The sequence below is a fragment of the Bacteroidota bacterium genome, assembly GCA_018831055.1.
Classification (GTDB): Bacteria; Bacteroidota; Bacteroidia; order Bacteroidales; family B18-G4; genus M55B132.
In genome coordinates this window covers 1-18258 of sequence record JAHJRE010000168.1, presented here as the reverse complement: position 1 = coordinate 18258, position 18258 = coordinate 1, and the positions used below count along the sequence as shown (strand labels likewise).

General features: G+C 41.9%; 16 protein-coding genes. 3 read left to right on the top strand and 13 right to left on the bottom strand.

Annotated elements, in window-relative coordinates:
* Positions 1 to 105 precede the first annotated feature (105 nt).
* Together nqrF and KKA81_10980 are read left to right on the top strand one after the other, a co-directional pair.
* Entirely contained in the window at positions 106 to 1344 is a 1239-nt protein-coding gene (gene nqrF / locus KKA81_10985) for an NADH:ubiquinone reductase (Na(+)-transporting) subunit F (protein ID MBU2651449.1), read from the top strand.
* Between the two features lie 49 nt (positions 1345 to 1393).
* Entirely contained in the window at positions 1394 to 2389 is a 996-nt protein-coding gene (locus KKA81_10980) for an FAD:protein FMN transferase (GenBank protein MBU2651448.1), read from the top strand.
* On the opposite strand, the gene KKA81_10975 is transcribed toward KKA81_10980, so the two are convergent.
* From KKA81_10975 to KKA81_10945, 7 genes are read right to left on the bottom strand one after another with little or no spacing between them, the layout of a single operon-like run.
* Positions 2386 to 2595 carry a membrane or secreted protein gene (locus tag KKA81_10975; protein MBU2651447.1) on the bottom strand — a complete coding sequence of 70 codons (210 nt, stop codon included), beginning with the start codon at positions 2593 to 2595 and terminating at the stop codon, positions 2386 to 2388. The genes KKA81_10980 and KKA81_10975 overlap by 4 nt on opposite strands.
* Positions 2596 to 2625: 30 nt before the next feature.
* On the bottom strand, positions 2626 to 3405 hold the full coding sequence (locus KKA81_10970) for an RNA methyltransferase (GenBank protein ID MBU2651446.1): 780 nt from the start codon (positions 3403 to 3405) through the stop codon (positions 2626 to 2628).
* A gap of 3 nt (positions 3406 to 3408) precedes the next feature.
* Entirely contained in the window at positions 3409 to 4278 is an 870-nt protein-coding gene (locus KKA81_10965) for a ChaN family lipoprotein (protein MBU2651445.1), read from the bottom strand.
* Between the two features lie 10 nt (positions 4279 to 4288).
* Positions 4289 to 5980 (bottom strand): S41 family peptidase, encoded by a 1692-nt coding sequence (locus tag KKA81_10960; protein ID MBU2651444.1) that lies wholly within the window; start codon positions 5978 to 5980, stop codon positions 4289 to 4291.
* A gap of 26 nt (positions 5981 to 6006) precedes the next feature.
* The gene (rnpA, locus tag KKA81_10955) at positions 6007 to 6441 is read right to left on the bottom strand and encodes a ribonuclease P protein component (GenBank protein ID MBU2651443.1); all 435 of its coding nucleotides are present in this window, start codon (positions 6439 to 6441) and stop codon (positions 6007 to 6009) included.
* Position 6442: 1 nt separating this feature from the next.
* Positions 6443 to 7195, bottom strand: coding sequence for a uroporphyrinogen-III synthase (locus tag KKA81_10950; protein ID MBU2651442.1), 753 nt, complete (start codon positions 7193 to 7195; stop codon positions 6443 to 6445).
* A gap of 37 nt (positions 7196 to 7232) precedes the next feature.
* A complete protein-coding gene (locus KKA81_10945) occupies positions 7233 to 7967 on the bottom strand; it encodes a DUF4271 domain-containing protein (protein ID MBU2651441.1) in 735 nt (244 codons plus the stop codon).
* A 153-nt stretch (positions 7968 to 8120) separates the two neighbouring features.
* Between KKA81_10945 and KKA81_10940 the strand changes: the two genes are divergently transcribed.
* Complete coding sequence (locus KKA81_10940; protein MBU2651440.1) at positions 8121 to 8690, top strand: adenylate kinase; 570 nt, start codon at positions 8121 to 8123, stop codon at positions 8688 to 8690.
* Position 8691: 1 nt separating this feature from the next.
* On the opposite strand, the gene KKA81_10935 is transcribed toward KKA81_10940, so the two are convergent.
* The 6 genes from KKA81_10935 to KKA81_10910 all read right to left on the bottom strand — a co-directional run.
* Positions 8692 to 11403: a GNAT family N-acetyltransferase gene (locus KKA81_10935; protein MBU2651439.1), complete on the bottom strand. Its 2712-nt coding sequence runs from the start codon at positions 11401 to 11403 to the stop codon at positions 8692 to 8694.
* Between the two features lie 179 nt (positions 11404 to 11582).
* A complete protein-coding gene (locus KKA81_10930) occupies positions 11583 to 12917 on the bottom strand; it encodes an OFA family MFS transporter (GenBank protein ID MBU2651438.1) in 1335 nt (444 codons plus the stop codon).
* A gap of 80 nt (positions 12918 to 12997) precedes the next feature.
* Positions 12998 to 14920 carry an acetate--CoA ligase gene (gene acs, locus KKA81_10925; GenBank protein ID MBU2651437.1) on the bottom strand — a complete coding sequence of 641 codons (1923 nt, stop codon included), beginning with the start codon at positions 14918 to 14920 and terminating at the stop codon, positions 12998 to 13000.
* A 65-nt stretch (positions 14921 to 14985) separates the two neighbouring features.
* Positions 14986 to 16245 carry a hypothetical protein gene (locus KKA81_10920; protein ID MBU2651436.1) on the bottom strand — a complete coding sequence of 420 codons (1260 nt, stop codon included), beginning with the start codon at positions 16243 to 16245 and terminating at the stop codon, positions 14986 to 14988.
* Positions 16246 to 16648: 403 nt separating this feature from the next.
* On the bottom strand, positions 16649 to 17962 hold the full coding sequence (locus tag KKA81_10915) for a hypothetical protein (protein ID MBU2651435.1): 1314 nt from the start codon (positions 17960 to 17962) through the stop codon (positions 16649 to 16651).
* A gap of 10 nt (positions 17963 to 17972) precedes the next feature.
* Positions 17973 to 18258, bottom strand: a 286-nt coding sequence (locus tag KKA81_10910) for a YebC/PmpR family DNA-binding transcriptional regulator (GenBank protein MBU2651434.1), incomplete at its 5' end; no start/stop codon positions are given.

The window sequence follows — 18258 nt, the reverse complement described above, 5'->3', positions numbered from 1 at the left end:
TAACGTTTATTATTACCGGACTTATGGGGATAGCTTTTATGATGTTTATGGGTATTAAACTTTAGTTCTTCATTAAACCATTACGCGATGTTACTTTCTGTCAGCATTGGAACCATAGTTGTATCAAGCATAATTGTTTTTATGGTGATCCTTATCCTGTTGGTCGGTATCCTGTTGTATGCCAGGAAAAAACTAACCCCACAGGGTAAAGTGCATATCGTTATTAACGATGATAAAGATCTGGAAGTGGATCCTGGGTCCAGTTTACTTTCAACACTTTCCAACAAAGGGATATTTCTCCCTTCTGCCTGCGGCGGTGGCGGTACCTGTGCCATGTGTAAATGTCAGGTTCAGGAAGGTGGCGGAAGTATTCTTCCTACAGAAGTAGGATACTTCACACGTAAGGAAATCCAGAATAACTGGCGACTGGGTTGCCAGGTTAAAGTCAGGGAAGATATGAAAATCCACGTCCATCCTGAAATTTTTGGTATTAAAAAATGGGAATGTGAGGTGGTTTCAAATCACAATGTGGCCACATTTATTAAGGAGTTTGTAGTGAAACTGCCGGAAGGGGAGAACCTGGAATTCAAATCGGGAGGGTATATTCAAATCGATATCCCCAAATGCGAGGTTGATTTCAAAGATATGGTGGTGGAAGAAGAATACCGTGATGAATGGGATAAATATAAAATGTGGGACCTGAAAATGAAGAACCCAGAACCCATCTTCAGAGCCTATTCCATGGCCAATCAACCCGCCGAAGGCAATATTATCATGCTGAATGTGAGGATTGCTACTCCTCCGTTTGACCGTAAAACCGGTGGTTTTATGAAAGTAAACCCTGGTATAGCTTCATCCTTCATTTTCTCCAGAAAACCGGGTGATAAAGTTACGATCTCCGGTCCGTATGGCGAATTCTTTATTAAGGATACTCAACGCGAAATGATGTTTATCGGCGGAGGCGCCGGTATGGCCCCCATGAGATCTCATATCTTTGATCAGTTTAAAACACAAAGAACCAAACGAAAAGCTACTTTCTGGTATGGCGGACGCTCTATGAGGGAATTATTCTATGTCGAAGAATTCCAGGAAATTGAAAAGAATTCCCCCAATTTTAAATTTAATATCGCCCTTTCAGAACCCAAACCCGAAGATAACTGGAAAGGCCCCATAGGATTTATCCACCAGGTGGTTATGGATGAGTACCTCAAAAACCATCCCGAGCCGGAAGATATTGAATATTACATCTGCGGCCCACCTATGATGAACGATGCCGTACTGAAAATGCTCGATGACTACGGCGTCCCACCTGAGATGATCGCTTTTGATGATTTTGGAGGTTAATGTATATTTGAAGTCCCGTTTAACACGGGACTTTTTAATAAACGGAATTATGAGAAACTCCTCTATTTTACTGATATGCATTGTTTTCGTATTGGGTTCATGCAAACCTGAAAAGAAAATCGGATTCATAGGCGAAGCCCAGGGGACTTACTATGCTGTCACCTATTTCGATAGCCAGGGCAGAAACCTCCAACCTGAATTGGATTCCCTGCTCCATTCGTTCGACCTCTCAGCTTCCTTGTGGGAGCCTGGTTCTGTCATATCGATTATTAATGAAAGCGATTCAGGAGCTGAGGCTGATACTGTAATTCGACAACTTTTCCGCCTGTCGAATGACATTGCAGTAAAAACCGGTGGGTCTTTTGATTATACTGTTGGCCCCCTGGTCAATGCCTGGGGTTTTGGATTTAAAAAAGGCATAGACCCCGACAGTAATGTTATTGATAGCCTCAAACGCTTTGTCGGATACGAGAAAATATCCCTCGAAAAGGGATTTCTTTACAAATCTTTTCCGGGTGTCTCCGTTGATTTTAATGCCATCGCCCAGGGATACTCCGTCGACCTCATAGGAGCCTGCCTCGAATCCTATGGTATTGATAACTATCTTGTCGATGTTGGAGGGGAAGTTTTAGCAAAAGGTAATAAACCAGACAATGAACCTTGGATCGTAGGTATTGAACAGCCTTCGGAATCGGCTGAGGATGAGCGATCCTTACAGGTAAAACTGAAGCTTCATAATAAAGCCGTAGCCACCAGCGGTAGCTATAGGAAATTCTTTGTACGCAACGGGGTTCGTTATTCCCATACCATCGACCCACAAACCGGTTACCCCGCTTTTCATTCTCTTTTAAGTGTGTCGGTGGTTGCCGGGAATTGCGCTACAGCAGATGCATACGCTACGGCTTTTATGGTCATGGGTCTGGAGAAATCCCTGGACTTCCTGAAATACAATAACGACCTGGAAGCATTCTTTATTTATTCCGATCCGGAAGGAAATTTCAGAACCGAATATACACCTGGATTTGAAAAATTCCTGATGGATTAATGATGGTGGTTATGGGGCTTGTTCTCACAGGATGATCCCCCGTCACCGGCACCACAGGTACACCCAATTCGCTTGCCTGTAGCAGGATCAACACTGGAACAGGATTTCTTGAATTCCCCTCCCTTTTTCAGGAACATTTTTATGGCAATGCCAAGAAGTGCGATTCCTATTAGTATTACGGAAATAAGAATGAGTTTAAGTGCCATGAAATCCTCTTTTTAATGATTGGAACAAATTCATTCAGGATTTGTTGCGCAAATATAACTTTTCCTTTTGAACTCGGAAATTACAATTGCAGCAGCAACCGAAGCATTCAGAGATTCCGCACCCTGCCGAAAGAAAGGTATTGAAATCTTTTCATCCGATAGCAATGCTATTTCATCAGAAATGCCATGGGATTCATTCCCGATAACAATGAACGCATTGTCTTGAATATCTGTGGTATAAATGTTTCTGCCGTCCATTACCGCAGAATAAACCCTTATCTTCCCCTTATTGCTTTCTATAATCTCCCGGAGTTCCTCATAATAAACATTTACTCTGGTTATCGATCCCATCGAAGATTGAACTACTTTCGGATTGTACATATCTACCGTTTGTTTTGAGCAAATGATCCTTTCAATTCCGAACCAGTCGGCTAATCGTATGATGGTCCCCAGATTCCCCGGATCCCTAATGTCATCGAGTAAAATACTTATGCCATTGCACAATTCTTCTTTCTTAATGTCCCGTGTTGGAATCCCCGCAACAACGATAACCTCGTTGGGCGTGGTAAGGTTACTGATCTTTGTCAGTTCCTGAGAGCTGATAATGGTCAACTTGCCTTGAAATTGCCTCAGGATTTCAGGGTGCGCAACTACCCAGGATTCAAGTGCATAGATACCTTGAATTTCCAGATTGCTGCTGAGAATCTCCTCTGCCAGCTTTGGACCTTCGGCCGAAAAAGATTGATGCTCTTCCCTGTATTTTCCGGTCCTGAGTGAGCGGATGAAACTGACCTGCCCTTTGGATAACATTCATCAATGGGTTTTTGTCATCCCGGAAGGAATGCAGAGGATAAAGTCTGCCAGTTCATGGTTTTCTTCCTGGAGCTCTTCAATGCTATCCTGCTCAGCACTGGCTATGGTAAGAATGGAAAGTTCAGGATTGCTTTGTTTAAGATACCAGACTATACCTTCATAGTTTTGAGAATGGTACGTTCCGTTATAATGCACAAAGATGCTGCCCTCACCCATGTTAATCACAATATTATACGCCATGGTAGCATCTTTAATGGCTTGTGCTTTGGGTAGGTTGGCATTGGCATGCCCTCCCATACCTCCCATCATCTCCATCATCGACCGGTATCCTTTGAGTTCAGGATCGTATGGTACAGGAAGGGGAGGTAACAGTTTTTGGGCTTCTGCACTCAGGCTGTCAAGACCTTCAAATCCTTTACGATGTACTACTGCAGCATAACGGCGGGGAATATTGGTTGCTATGAAACTCAATTCATTATCCCTTGCAAAATCAACAAGAGGACTATAATCGGTATCATAGTTCGGCCAGAGCTTGGCTTCGTTCTCAAAATTCTTCGATGGAATAATCCCTTTTAAATATTCATCCAGGATGAGCTGATCGTCAGTCTCAAACATCTCCGCACCCAGAATAAGCTTTGAACCTGCTTCTGCATAGAGGTCGCGTGTAAGTTCCAACTGTAACCAATGACAAATGGGATTGTTGTGGAGTTCCCCGAAAAGTATAATATCCGCTTTGGATGCTTGTTCAAGGAGATCTTTATATTTAAGCTTTTTCCCGTCAGGCCCGAATATCCGGTATGCCGGTTTGTCCTGTTTAAAAGCTGTCAGGGCGAAAAACAGGATCAGTAAAGGAATAATAGTCTTTCTCATATTCAATGGGTTATTCTTCTTCGTTATCCAGCGCAATATCCTCCGGTTTAAACGTGCCGTCGAGGATGGACTTGTATTTTGCCTGATCCTTCAATACTGCCACGGCTTCTGATAATTCAGGATCGTTTTTCAGCGCGGAGATAATTTTACCTTTCTGGTAATAATAGCGGCTGACAATCTCAACTCTTAATAACTCCTCTACCTGATCCCGATGAGTGAGCAGGTCTTCATCCTTGTTATGCTTCAGCGCTGCTTCCAGTTCTTCGTATTGCTCCTTGATCGCGTCAAAGTAGTTATCCTTTTCCGCCGCTTTTTTTAGGTCTGTTAAAAGCTTTTCACTGGCAGTAGTATATTCATAATCTTTATCCTTGATATATTCCCTGAATTCGTCGAAAACTGCATCGCTGAGTTCATAGTTTTCAGGATTTTCTATCTCAGGATGCCTGGAGGCATATTCAGTTGCAAAATTAAAGATGATAAACTTGGTATACAGGCTATTGGCAATATCTGTAAACTTTTGTGCTTTCAATTTAACATCCGGAACAATCCCCCCTCCATCATAAACAAGACGGCCATTGGCGGTTTTGAATTCATTGATCAATGAGTCGGGAATTTTGCCATAGTCACCGTTACCATCCTTATGACTGTAATCGATGGCCTGAATACAACGCCCACTTGGGATGTAATACTTCGCAACGGTTATCTTTGCCTGAGAATTATAGCTGAGTGGTATCACATTTTGCACCAATCCCTTTCCGAAAGTACGCTGCCCTATGATCACCCCTCGGTCGAGATCCTGAATGGCTCCTGCAACAATTTCTGAAGCGGAAGCACTGGCCCGGTTAACCAAAACAACCAACGGGATATCCTTGTCTACCGGTGCGAAACGTGTACGATGCTCCTGGTTTTTATCGGGTAGCTTACCTTTCGTGCTTACAACAAGTTCTCCTTTATCAATGAAAATATTGGTCACATTAACCGCTTCCTGCAATAAACCCCCGCCATTACCCCTCAGATCAAGAATAAGTCCCTTCAATTCCTGTGATTGCTCAAGCTCCTGTAATGCCTTTCTTACATCATTGCCTGCAGTTTGCGTGAAGCCGGTGAGCTTGATGTATCCGATATTCTCATCCACAATCCCGAAATATGGAATGTTATCAATGGTGATTTTTTCTCTGGCAATATCAAAAGTCCTCGTTTCTTCTTCGCCCGGTCGCTGAATAGTAATAGATATAGATGTTCCTGGTTGCCCTTTCAGGATTTCACTCACCTCATCAGAATTCTTTCCCTTGGCTGACTCACCGTTGATGGCTGTGATCATATCCCCGGCCTTTAATCCTGATTTCTGAGCAGGGTAGTTTTCATAGGGCTCTGAAATTACAACGTAATCACCCTGCTTGTGGATCAGGGAGCCTATTCCTCCGTATTGCCCTGTTGTAATTAGCTTGTAATCCTCAACCCTGGATTCGGGAATATAAACTGTATAAGGATCCAGATCTTCCAACATGGCCTCTATGCCGCTTTCCATTAAATCTCCGGCTGAAATATCGTCAACATAGTTGACGTTCAGCTCTTTGAAAAGTGTGGTGAATATGTCAAGGTTTTTGGATATTTCAAAGTTGTTGTTCTGCGCATTAAGCATTAAGGCCATCCAAAAGAAAAACAGCATAAAGGATAACCTGGAAAATTGTTTCTTATTCATCGCTCTTTGATTCGTTTATGTTTTATCTATCTGATCTGTTGTTGCAAACGGATAAGTATTTCCGATATTTTCTTCTCCGTTTCTATAAAAGTAAATGTTTCTTTTGAGATATAAAGCAAAACTAAGGAGCATTGTTTTTCCCTGCGTGTTAAAAAATCATAAAAAGGTGATTTGTTCTTCCTGTAGGCTTCTCTAATTCTTCGTTTTATCCGGTTTCTATCTGTTGCTCTCCGGTGATATTTCTTCGATACCCCGATGAGAACCCTCGCCGGATAACGCGATTCCACGTTTTGACAGGTTGTCCAAATGACTTTAAAAGGGTAGTGCAGAAATGTAGAGCCAGTCTTGAATATCTGATCAATGGCCTTCTTTCCTGTCAGTCTTTCCTGCTTTTTAAACGATTGAAAAGCTTTTGGCCGTAAGCCATTGAATAATGGTAATGAGGAATTTAAGGCTAACAACCTATTTCTTTTTGCTGTTTTTCTCAATGTATTGGTCTATTGCCATGGTCATGGATGGAGCGGTCTTGGTTGGAGCTTCAATGTTCAGGACTAAACCTGCATCCTTAACTGCTTTGGAAGTGGTGGCCCCAAAGGCACCAATAAGTGTTGAGTTTTGCTTGAATTCAGGAAAATTGATAAAAAGGGACTTAACTCCGGATGGACTGAAGAAGATCAACATGTCATAATCACTAATAGGTATGCCGGAAAGGTCATTTGCCAGAGTTTTGTAAATGATAGCCTTCTGGTAATTGATGTTGTTGCTTTCCAACTGATCGGAAATGCTCTGCTTGTGAATTTCTGAACATGGCAAGAGGAACTTCTCTTCCTTGTGTTTTTTTACTAAATCTACCAGTTGCTCAATGCTTTGCTTCCCGAAGAAAATCTTTCTTTTTCTGTATTGTACGTATTTCTGAAGATAAAATGCAGTTGCCTCTGAAATACAGAAGTATTTCATGGTGTCCGGCACTTCTATGCGCATTTCTTTGCAAATCCTGAAAAAATGATCAACAGCATTTCGGCTGGTGAAAATCACCGCACTGTGGTCCAGTATATTAATCCTCTCTTTCCTGAATTCCTTGGCAGGAATGCCTTCTATCTTGATGAACTTGTGAAAGTCAATGTTGACATTATATTTCCTTGTTAACTCACCATATGGCGATTTTTCAATATCTACCGGTTTGGGCTGGGAAACAAGTATATTTTTAATTTTCATGGTACCTGAGACTTAAAATGTTGGGCATCAGCAAAAACTATAAACTTTCCATGAAATCCAATCCAAATTTAATTAACAGAATATATGGCAGAATTTCGAGGGTGCAAAGATATAAAAATAAATGTAACAAACTAAACCCCGAGCCCGAAGACCCTATAATAAATCCTCTTATAATCTTGATAATAAATAGAATAAGCAAGCCGATCAGGGCAATGTAAATAAATCTCTCCGGATTTACATAAAGAATGGGAAATAAAAACAATAGCATTAGCAAACCGGAAAAAATATGGATGAGAAAATTACTTAACTGAATGGCCTTAGCGTTGGAGCGCGTATGAAAAATATCCCCCAGGATATTGGTAATAAGAAATTTTATACCCCAGATTAAAAAAACCAGAATGCTTATGGAAATAAATAAACGCGCAGCACTCATGTGCAAAGAGATTTTGGTAAAAAACCAAAACAGGATGAAGACAAAAGTGCTGATACTAAGCAGACTGATTATGAATAAACCAAAGCCAATCCTTTCTCTGAAAACGTCTCCTTCCCTGTTCAACTGGTTGGCTGAATTCCTGGTAAATACTGCTCTCAGGATCAAGCGGAACCTCTTAGGGTAAAAAACCTGAATAAAACCAAGGATAACAAGGGAAAAAAGTATTACATAGAAAATCCAGTCGGGAAATTCCCACCCACTTTGCCATAATGGCAAAGGTTCTGTGTGCTGGAAATGATTTCCCAGGAAACCGGCTGTTTGTGAACTTTGCATGCTCATCCTGCTAAATTGGGAATTTCGGCAAATGTTAAATCCAAACCGCTGCTTACGTGTTCAAAACACGGCAAAATTACTAATTATTCCTGCCTGGGATTCACGTTTATGATTATATTTGTTATATTCAGCTTTTTAAATCCTAAACTTAAAATTCATATGATGAATATTATTCTGTTTGGTCCTCCCGGTTCAGGAAAAGGGACTCAATCGGCTATGATTGCTGAGAAATTTAATCTGGCGCATATCTCTACAGGGGATATTTTCAGGTATGAGATTAAAAACCAGACCCCGCTTGGGATTAAAGTGAAAACAATAATTGAAAAAGGAGAACTGGTCCCCGATGAACTTCTGATCGATCTGCTCAGGAATGCCATGGATAAAATTAAAGACCGCAATGGATTTATTTTCGACGGATTTCCACGTACCATTCCACAAGCAAAAGATCTCGACATTCTGATGACTGAAATGAAATCAAATATCTCCGGTGTTGTTGCCCTGGAGGTTGATGAAGAAGAAATTGTGGGACGTCTTCTGAAACGTGCTCAGCTTGAGGGCAGAAGCGATGATACAGAAGATGTCATTCGTAACAGGATGTCTGTTTATCGGGAACAAACAGAACCCCTCCTGGATTATTACAGCGGTAAAGGAATTGTTAATAAAGTCAATGGGGTGGGAAGCATTGATGATATCTTCCTCACCCTGTGTGATGTGATTGAAAAGCTCTGATCTATTGTTTTACTTCTTCGACCTCTGGCTTGGTGAGATCCTTGATCACACTGACCGTGCTGTCGGAATTGAAAATTACATCAAAATGGAGCTTTTTAAATACTGAGATCATTGGAAGGTTATCCTTGGTTGTCTCAGCAACCATTCGTTTGAGATCCAGACTCCTGGCTATGTCTACGCAATAAGATGTAAGCATGGTTCCCAACTCTTTTTTCTGGTAGGCATCTGTAATCAAAATTGCGTATTCAACTGTCTCATGATCCGGGTCTGAAATTAAACGCCCAACCCCGATTAACTGACGCTTCCCTTCCTTTTCAATTTCTGCTACGATGCCTATTTCCCTTGAATAGTCAATATAACAGAACTGGGTTGCAATCTCGTGGGAGTCGTAATGGAAATTATATCTGAATCTTGAATAAATGGATTCCTTGGAGCAGCTTCCCAATAACTCAAGCCACATGGGCTCGTCTTCCGGCTTTATCGGTCTGAAAAGAACCGGTGACCCATCGTTGAGTTTGAACTTTTTTACATAAATTTCCGGATAGGGGTGAAGGATCAGATGGGAGTATGGAGTTAATTTCTTGCCAACAAGGTCCTTATCGATGATTATACGGGCATCCAAAGCAATAACATCTTCTGGTGTGACAAGTAACGGGTTGATATCAAGCTCATTGATTTCCGGGTAATCAGCAGCCAGGTATGACAAACGGATCATGACTTCAATCAGTTTGTCGATATTCTTGCGTTTGTCTCCCCTGTAACCTTTGAGTAATGGATATATCTTGAGATTCTCAAGCATTCTTCTGGCAAGACGCTCATTAAGAGGGGGAAAGCCAAGTGTTCGGTCTTTAAATAATTCGGCAGCTGTTCCTCCCATACCCACTAACATGGCTGTTCCGAAAATGGGGTCTTTCTTGATTCCAAGGATCAGTTCAATAGCATCCTTCGAATTAAACATCGGCTGAACCGTAACTCCTTCAATTCTGGCCTCCGGCATTCTGCTACGGATGGATTCTGTCATATTTTTATATGTGATCCATACCGTATTTTCATCCTTTATATTTAGTGCAACCCCGCCCATATCACTCTTGTGGGTGATATCGGGTGAAAGGATCTTGATTACCACGGGGTATCCTATCTTATTGGCTATATCGGCAGCTTCCAGGGCAGAATGTGCTGCGATAGGCTGAGTGGTTGGAATACCGTAGGCTGCTATAAGCTTTTTACTGATATCTTCCGATAATATTTCTTCTTTTGTAAAATGCATTTTTTCAAACTCTTTCCTTACTTTGTTCCGGTCGAGTTCAAAGCTTACCGGAATATCTTTTGGAGTTTGGAACAGAATCTCAAGATTCCTGGAATACCTCACAAGGGTCATGTAGGCTCGTATAGCCTGTTCCGGTGTTTGATATACTGCAATGTTTTTAGCGTTGAAAACCTGCATGCCTTCACGCATGCTCTTTCCTCCCAACCAGGCAGCCATGATAGGCTTGGTTGTATGTTCAGCAAGTTTGGTGATGGCATGAGCGGTTTCCGTCGGTTCGGTCATAGCCTGTGGTGTGAGAATTACCAGTACTGCATCTACGTTTGGATCTTCCAGGACTATTTCCGTCGCTTTTGCAAGCCTTTCAGGGGGGGCATCCCCGATTACGTCTACCGGGTTGCCGTGCGACCAGAAAGGAGGTAAGGCTGCATTCAGCTTGTTCATGGTCTCATCAGTGAATTCCACTAGCTTGCCTCCATAACTGATCAGTGTGTCAGTAGCCATTACACCAGGTCCTCCGGCATTGGTCACAATAGCAAGGTGACTGCCCTTAGGAATGCTTCTGCGGGCAATTAGATCCGTGAAGTCGAAAATATCCCCGATATCGTAAACTCTTGCTACACCTGCTCTCTCAAATGCCGCATCATAAACATTGTCTTCCGATGCCATCGCCCCTGTATGAGATGCAGCCGCTTTTGCTGATTCAGGAAATCGCCCTGCCTTATAAACGATAATGGGTTTCTTACGCGCAAAAGCACGCGCCGCTGTCATGAACTCCCTGCCTTTTGCAATGGATTCAATATATAAAACAATGGATTTGGTATTCGGGTCCTGCCCGAAATAATCGATAAGATCACCAAATCCTATATCCATGGTATTACCAATGGAAACAAAATAAGAAAACCCTACGTTTTGCTCCAATGCCCAATCAAGCGCTGATGTGCACAACGCTCCCGATTGTGAAATGAATGCAACATTCCCTTTCTTGGGCATGGCTGCTGCAAAACTGACATTCATTTTATGACCGGGTACTATAATACCCAAACAGTTTGGCCCAATTACCCGCATTCCCGGATATTTTCTCACTTCTGCCTTGACCTGCTCTTCCAGTTGCCGACCCTCATCCCCCGATTCCTTAAATCCTGCCGACATGATGATAATACCCAATACTCCGGCCTCACCACATTCCTTGATGATTCCGGGGACAGTTTTTGCTCCTGTACAGATTACTACCAGATCCGGTGCTTTGGGAAGACTCTTAATATCGGGATAACATTGTATTCCCATAACCGCTTCATACTTAGGGTTAATAGGATAAACAACTCCGTTGAACCCACCGCTGACAAGGTTCTTTAATGCAATGTTTCCAACATTCTGCTCATTGCTGGATACTCCAACAATAGCAATTCTCTGAGGCTTGAAGATCTTGTTAAGTGTCCTGATTGGCATCGTGATATGTTTTTTAATGTAAATGTATTAATAATCAGTAAGAAAGCTTTGATTTTTCTTTCGATGGTGCAAAAGTATAAAACATCTGCTTTATTGTTATAAAATTAACATTAAATTTTGGTGAATAAAAAAACCCGCTCAGTGATGACTAAACGGGTTTGAATATTTGATGAATACTGTTAAGCCTTTTTCGGAGGCTTTGCCAAAACAATGATTATCGCACCTAAAATACATGCAATACCTGCAATGACAAAAGGTGTAATCCAGGCAGAAGGCTCTGTGGCTGTTTTTGCTGCATCTTTGAAAACACCTGCAAGTTGCGGCCCTACAATTCCTGCAATACCATAAGCAAAGAAAACCAAGCCATAATTCTTTCCAACAGTTTTATTTCCAAAGAAATCTGCTGTTGCAGCTGGAAATAATGCGAAATTCCCTCCAAAGTTAAATCCAATCACTGCGGCAGCAAAAATAAGTCCACCGACTGTTGAACCAAGATTGAATAAAAATAGCATCACAATTCCCTGCAGGAGACACATCAGGAAAATAGCAAGTTTTCGGCCGATTTTATCAGAAACGGTTCCCCAAATAATCCTGCCTAATCCATTGAGAATAGCATATACAGCCATTGCAGTTCCGGCAGTAACGCTTGCCCACTCTTTGGTGGCCAGGAACTCCGGATTTGATGGGTCAAGTGTGCCTAGTTTACTGAAAGTAAGGGCATCGATCCCAAACAGCTTGATGCAGTATATTACCATTAAACCTGCCAGAGCAGAAAAAACGAAGGTTATAAATATCATGTAGAATTGGGGAGTTTTTAAAACTTCTCCCGGATTGAAATTAAGCAGCCCTGTAGCTTTCGACGTATTAGGCGGGGGAGGTGTATACCCTTTGGGAAGCCAACCTTCCGGTGGATCTTTCATCACAAGACTACCCAGGAAAACCATCGCGGCAAAAATAATACCATAAAGCAGGAATACACTACGTACACCATCTAATCCTGCAATCTGCAATTCATTTAGTAATCCTCCTCCCCATGATCCTGCCCATTTTACCCAGATGGTAGCTCCGAAACCAAATCCTGCAACAGCCAATCCTGTTAACATCCCTTTTTTATCCGGGAACCATTTTACACCTACAGCAATAGGCACAACATAAGCCAGTCCAATACCCGAACCTCCAATAATTCCTATAAAAATCAGCTGAGTAATAAAGCTATTCCCGAAAAAACCTGCAAGTACGTACCCCAAACCCAGAACAATACCGCCCGAAAGTGCTAATTTACGGGGTCCAAAAGTACTCAGCTTTCTCCCTGCCCAGATCATTACAAGAGCGAAAAAGAAAAGCCCCGCGGAAAAAATCCAGGCTGCCTGTCCTGCAGTAAACTGGTATTCTCCACTAGCATCCGTCAGCTTTGGTGTGAAAACCGACCATGCATAAATGGCTCCAAGCGCCAATTGTATCATGATCGCCCCGACTACTACCAGCCAGCGATTCATAACTTTTTTATTTTCCATGATTTTTGATTTAGGTTTAAATACAAAGAAACAGACATTCCGCCATGCGGCGGAATGTTCTGTTTCCGATAGGAAAAGTCTTAGCGTTTAACCTGAACTTTGGCTCCGCTGATGATTTCTTCAACCACACCGGGGTCAAGTAATGTCGAAGTATCACCCAAATTAGTGGCATCTCCTTCCCCGATCTTACGCAGGATCCTGCGCATAATTTTCCCTGAACGTGTCTTGGGAAGACCACTTACGATCTGGATCTTATCAGGTTTGGCTATTGGTCCGATGAACTTGTTAACAACATCCCTCACTTCGTTTTCAATGCTGTTCAACTCATCGTCTGATAATTCATCACAGGTAATATAAGCATAGATACCCTGTCCCTTGATCTCATGCGGATAGCCTACAACGGCCGATTCAACGATCTTCGGGTGCTGGTTGATTGCGTCTTCAATTTCGGCTGTTCCCAGGCGGTGACCGGATACATTGATAACATCGTCAACTCGCCCTAGTATACGATAGTATCCTTCTTCGTCCCTCTTGGCTCCGTCACCCGTGAAATATAATCCTTTGTAAGTGCTGAAATAGGTCATCCGGCAACGTTCATGATCTCCATAGGTTGTGCGGATCATTCCCGGCCATGGGAATTTGATACAAAGGTTGCCTTCTACATTATTACCATTCAGTATGTTACCTTCATTGTCTACCAGAATCGGCTGTACTCCGGGTAATGGCAGAGTTGCAAAAGATGGTTTGGTTGGTGTGATTCCGGCTAAAGGCGAAATCAGGATGCCCCCGGTTTCGGTCTGCCACCATGTATCAACGATAGGACACTTTCCTTTGCCTACAATGTCGTGATACCATCTCCAGGCTTCTTCATTGATGGGCTCCCCAACAGTACCCAATACCTTTAATGAACTAAGATCGTGACGGGTAACGAATTCATTGCCCTGTGCAATCAAAGCACGGATTGCTGTGGGAGCTGTGTAAAACTCATTTACTTTGTGCTTGTTGACAACTTCCCAAAACCTTCCTGCATCAGGGTAAGTAGGCACACCTTCAAACATAACTGATGTTGCACCTGCCAGCAATGGTCCGTATACAATATAACTGTGTCCTGTCACCCAACCGATATCGGCAGTACACCAGTAAATGTCTCCTTCGTTGTACTGAAATACGTTTTTGAAAGTATACTCGGCAAATACCATGTATCCGCCGATTGTGTGGAGTACGCCTTTGGGTTTTCCTGTAGATCCTGATGTGTAAAGGACAAACAATGGTTCTTCCGTATCCATTTCTTCCGCTGTATTGTCGGTGCCAACCCCGGCAATAGCATCATCCCACCAAATATCTCGGCCTTCCTGCATGATTACGGGATCTCCCGTCCTTTTGTATACAATCACGTTCTTAACAGTCGGGCAGGTCTTCAATGCTTCATCAACAATGCTTTTCAGTCCTATGCTCTTGGCTCCGCGGTGTGCTCCGTCAGAAGTGATCACGAGATTACTCTCTGCATCAATGATCCTGTCGGCCAGCGAATTGGCTGAAAAGCCGGCAAATACAATGGAGTGTATGGCTCCGATACGTGCACAAGCCAGCATGGCTATGGGAAGCTCAGGAATCATGGGCAGATAGATAGCTACCCTGTCACCTTTCTTGATCCCCATCTTAAGTAACGCATTGGCAAATTGCTTTACCTTGTCGAAAAGCTCTCCATACGTGAGCTTTACAACTTCTTCCTTTGGGTCGTTGGGTTCCCAGAGAAGCGCTACCTGATCCTTCCTGGCCGGTAAGTGACGCTCAAAAATATTTTCTGTTATATTCAACTTACCGTTAACGAACCATTTAACATCTGGTGCAGTTGGGCCCGTGAAAGTCCAATCAAGAACCTTGTCCCATTTCTTTCGCCATTGGTAATCTTCCGCAATTTTTCCCCAGAAACCTTCAGGATCGTTAACACTTTCCTGATATTTCTGAAAATACTCCGCAAAACTGGAAATCTTGTTTGTCATAAGTTTTAATGTTTTGAATTGGATATTGATTTAATACTGTTTTTATTAGATATGGTTTATGGTTTTTAAAAGAAATAAAATACTCCTATCAGGATCCTGAAATTACCAACTTCTTTGGAATTCTCAACCATCCCTTTTTCTCCGGTCTTACCGTAAGCGGCTACTGTGTATTCCAACTCAGGTGCAAAGCGGAATTTTCCCGAATTGTATATGAATCGCGGAGAAATTCGATAGATATATGCAATGTTTGACCCCCTGCTGTAATAAGGACCTATCAGTTTCGAATCCGATCCCAGGTTTTTGGTATATCCTCCAAATAACCCTACCTGCCATTTCTTTCCATTGGTGTTAATATCTGTCCATAACGATAACGTATTGATGGGCTGGTAATCAACGTAGCCTCTTACAGGATCTGAAATGTCTTCCACTGCATAACCCCCCAGCATTGTAAGACTGTAAAACATTTGTCCGTATACTGCTTCCAGTTTTACAGTCAATGGCTTGCTTTTCCATTTTGTATAAAACATTGCCGCATAGCCATTTACTGTCTGGTCGGTTTTGTAGCCACTGTCGCTGACAAGCGTTGGGGTAAGTATCTTATAATCGCCTCCAATACCGGCAAGCAACTCACAACCTCGTTTTTCATTACGGTTGGAAAACTCAAATCGAAGACTCAATTCAGGTATTGCCGAATTTCTGAGATATGAAGTACTTGCTGTGGGTACACCTTTTACCATCGGAGGACCTGCATCTTTGAAATCTATTTGTGATAATACGGCTCCTATTACCCTGAATTTCCCAATCTGTTGAGTCAATCTGATTTGCGGATTCCTGGAAAAGGGTTGGAATGGTGCCCCTGTGTTGAAGGAAATTACCTCCGGGAATGAGGATGTAATAAACATCGGATGCCAATACTGCCCAACAAGTAATTCGGTTTTGGGCCAGTTGAGCTTAATGAAAGCATGACGTAATCTGAATCCGTTTATGTCGCCATCTGAATGGCCGAAGAATGCTCCTTCGATTAATCCGGAAGTTTTGGCTCCCAAAGCATCAGGCCCGGTAATCTTTCCTGTTAATCGGGTCTGTATCGATAAAATATTAAAACTTGACTTGGCATTGATGTCATTGCCTTCCGGATCAAGCAACTCATTCTTGGGATACAACAGGAAATGACCATCCCTGATGGAAACCGTTTGCCTGGAATCCCAGAAAATATCCGTTTTAACAAATCCGCTGAATTCAATGCCGAATTTAGCCGGTTCCTGTGCTATTGTCATCATACTAAAAAATACCAGGAAAGCCAGTAAAGTGATTTTGTTTTTCATAGAATTGGTCTGGGTTTTGGATTGTTAAATAATTAACAGTTAATTTGTTAACCAGACCAAATTTACAATTTTTTTTGGATTGGCAAAATCTTCCAACCCTTTATTATTTCTTCGTATACTAGTTATTTGGGAGAGCTAAGCTATTTAATTATAAGTCGTTATATTCATGGCAAACTCAACGTCTGCCTCAATCACATAATGGATATTTATTTAAACTTATTATAAATTGTATTATATTTTTTACCATCCATCGTTTAACAAATAAACCCTCACTCCATACCCCCAACCCCCAAGCCCCATACCCCCAAGCCCCAAGCCCCAAGCCCCCAGTCCCCAGTCCCCAGCCCCCAGCCCCCTGTACCTTGCAACCTGCTCCCAGTTCAAACCTTAATTCTCCTTGATCTCACTTTAATTCCCCGTTAAACATTTTTACCAGCATGTTCCAGTCCCAATCACCCCAAAACCAGCATTTTGAATAGTTGTAAAACATGATCAGATTATAGACGATCATTATTCCCACTATGACCCAAAAAACTCCTACCCAAAAATGGGTTTTAAGTAGGTTGATATTTTTGATCAATATGACAACAGGTATTATTAATATGGGATAGTAATCAACAAAAGTTCGTGCCCCAAAACCACATCCATACCACCACATATGCCACGAACTGAAAACATAGGAAATCAGCAGGAAAAGAATTACCAGTAGCCAACGGTTTGGTGTTTTTTGCAGGAACATTACAACCATCCCTGCAAATAGAAGTAATAATACAGGATTGTAGATAAAAAGACCATTTTGTGGGGAAAACCACAGCTCGATGATTTTAGGGTTTTTCCAATTCGTAAATCCTTCCCCATCATAGAGATAGGTTAAAATTTCTCCTTTGAGGTAATAGTTATAAATTGCTTGAGGGATGATGAATACTAGAATAATACCCAGGAAAATAAAGAAATTTTTACTCAGGAAGAATTTCTGAAACCTAATCCGGAATTCTGTTACCGAACTCAGGTCAAAAAAGAAGAGCATGATCAAAAAAATCACATTTATATGCCGCAACGCAATTATTAGTCCTGAAAATACCGCAAACAAAGCGAGTTTCCTCGTGGAAGTGTATTGGCTGCCCTTCCAGGCAGAAAAGAAAAATAATGCCCCGGAGAAAGCAAAGAATGAATATACGTGCGACATGCCGGTATCTTCCAGTCCATAGTAATAAAGGTTGGTGCCAAGTGTAATCACTGCAAGAGAAAGTATCACAGTGAGTTTATCCGCATACCTTCTCAGAAAAGTATACAGGAAAAGCAAACCGGCTAAAAGATAGAATGAGGATGCCACATTTACCATCTTATGATAAATAATGGAAAATCCATCATCAGCATAACCCAATGGTTTGGCAATTATATGAGTAAACAGGAAAAATGGTGTTTGTAACAAAGCGACACCATAAGGATACTTTGTAAAAACTTTACCTTCAGCATAATCTAACCTGAAGCCTCTTCCTGCCTTATGATCAATAGAATCAGGATATGATACCGGGTTGTATCCATAAATAAAAGTAGCCGGAAGAAAAATGTAATATCCGGCTTTATCTGCATAAATCTCTGATTTCCACGAAAAATGCTCGTGCCTTGAATGGCGGTTAAAACTGAGAAATAAAAATGCTGCAAAAAGGACTACAATCCCAGATGCAGCAATTAGTTTATGGTATTTTGCCGGCAAGGTGATTTCATCAAAATTGGTCCATCATTTCATCGGTAATCTCGAGATTATGAAAGACGTTCTGTACATCATCATCTTCCTCAAAAACTTCAATAACCCTGAGAATTTTCTGCCCGCTGTCTTTGTCAAGCTTTACGGTATCTTTTGAAATTCTCTGTAATTCGGCATTTTCCGGTTCCACTTTCATCTGTTCCAGCTTTTTGAGTACCGGCCCGAAATCTTCCATTGCAGTGGTTACTGTGATGAAATTGTCTTCAATAGTTATGTCTTCTGCTCCGGCATCGATCATTTCGAGT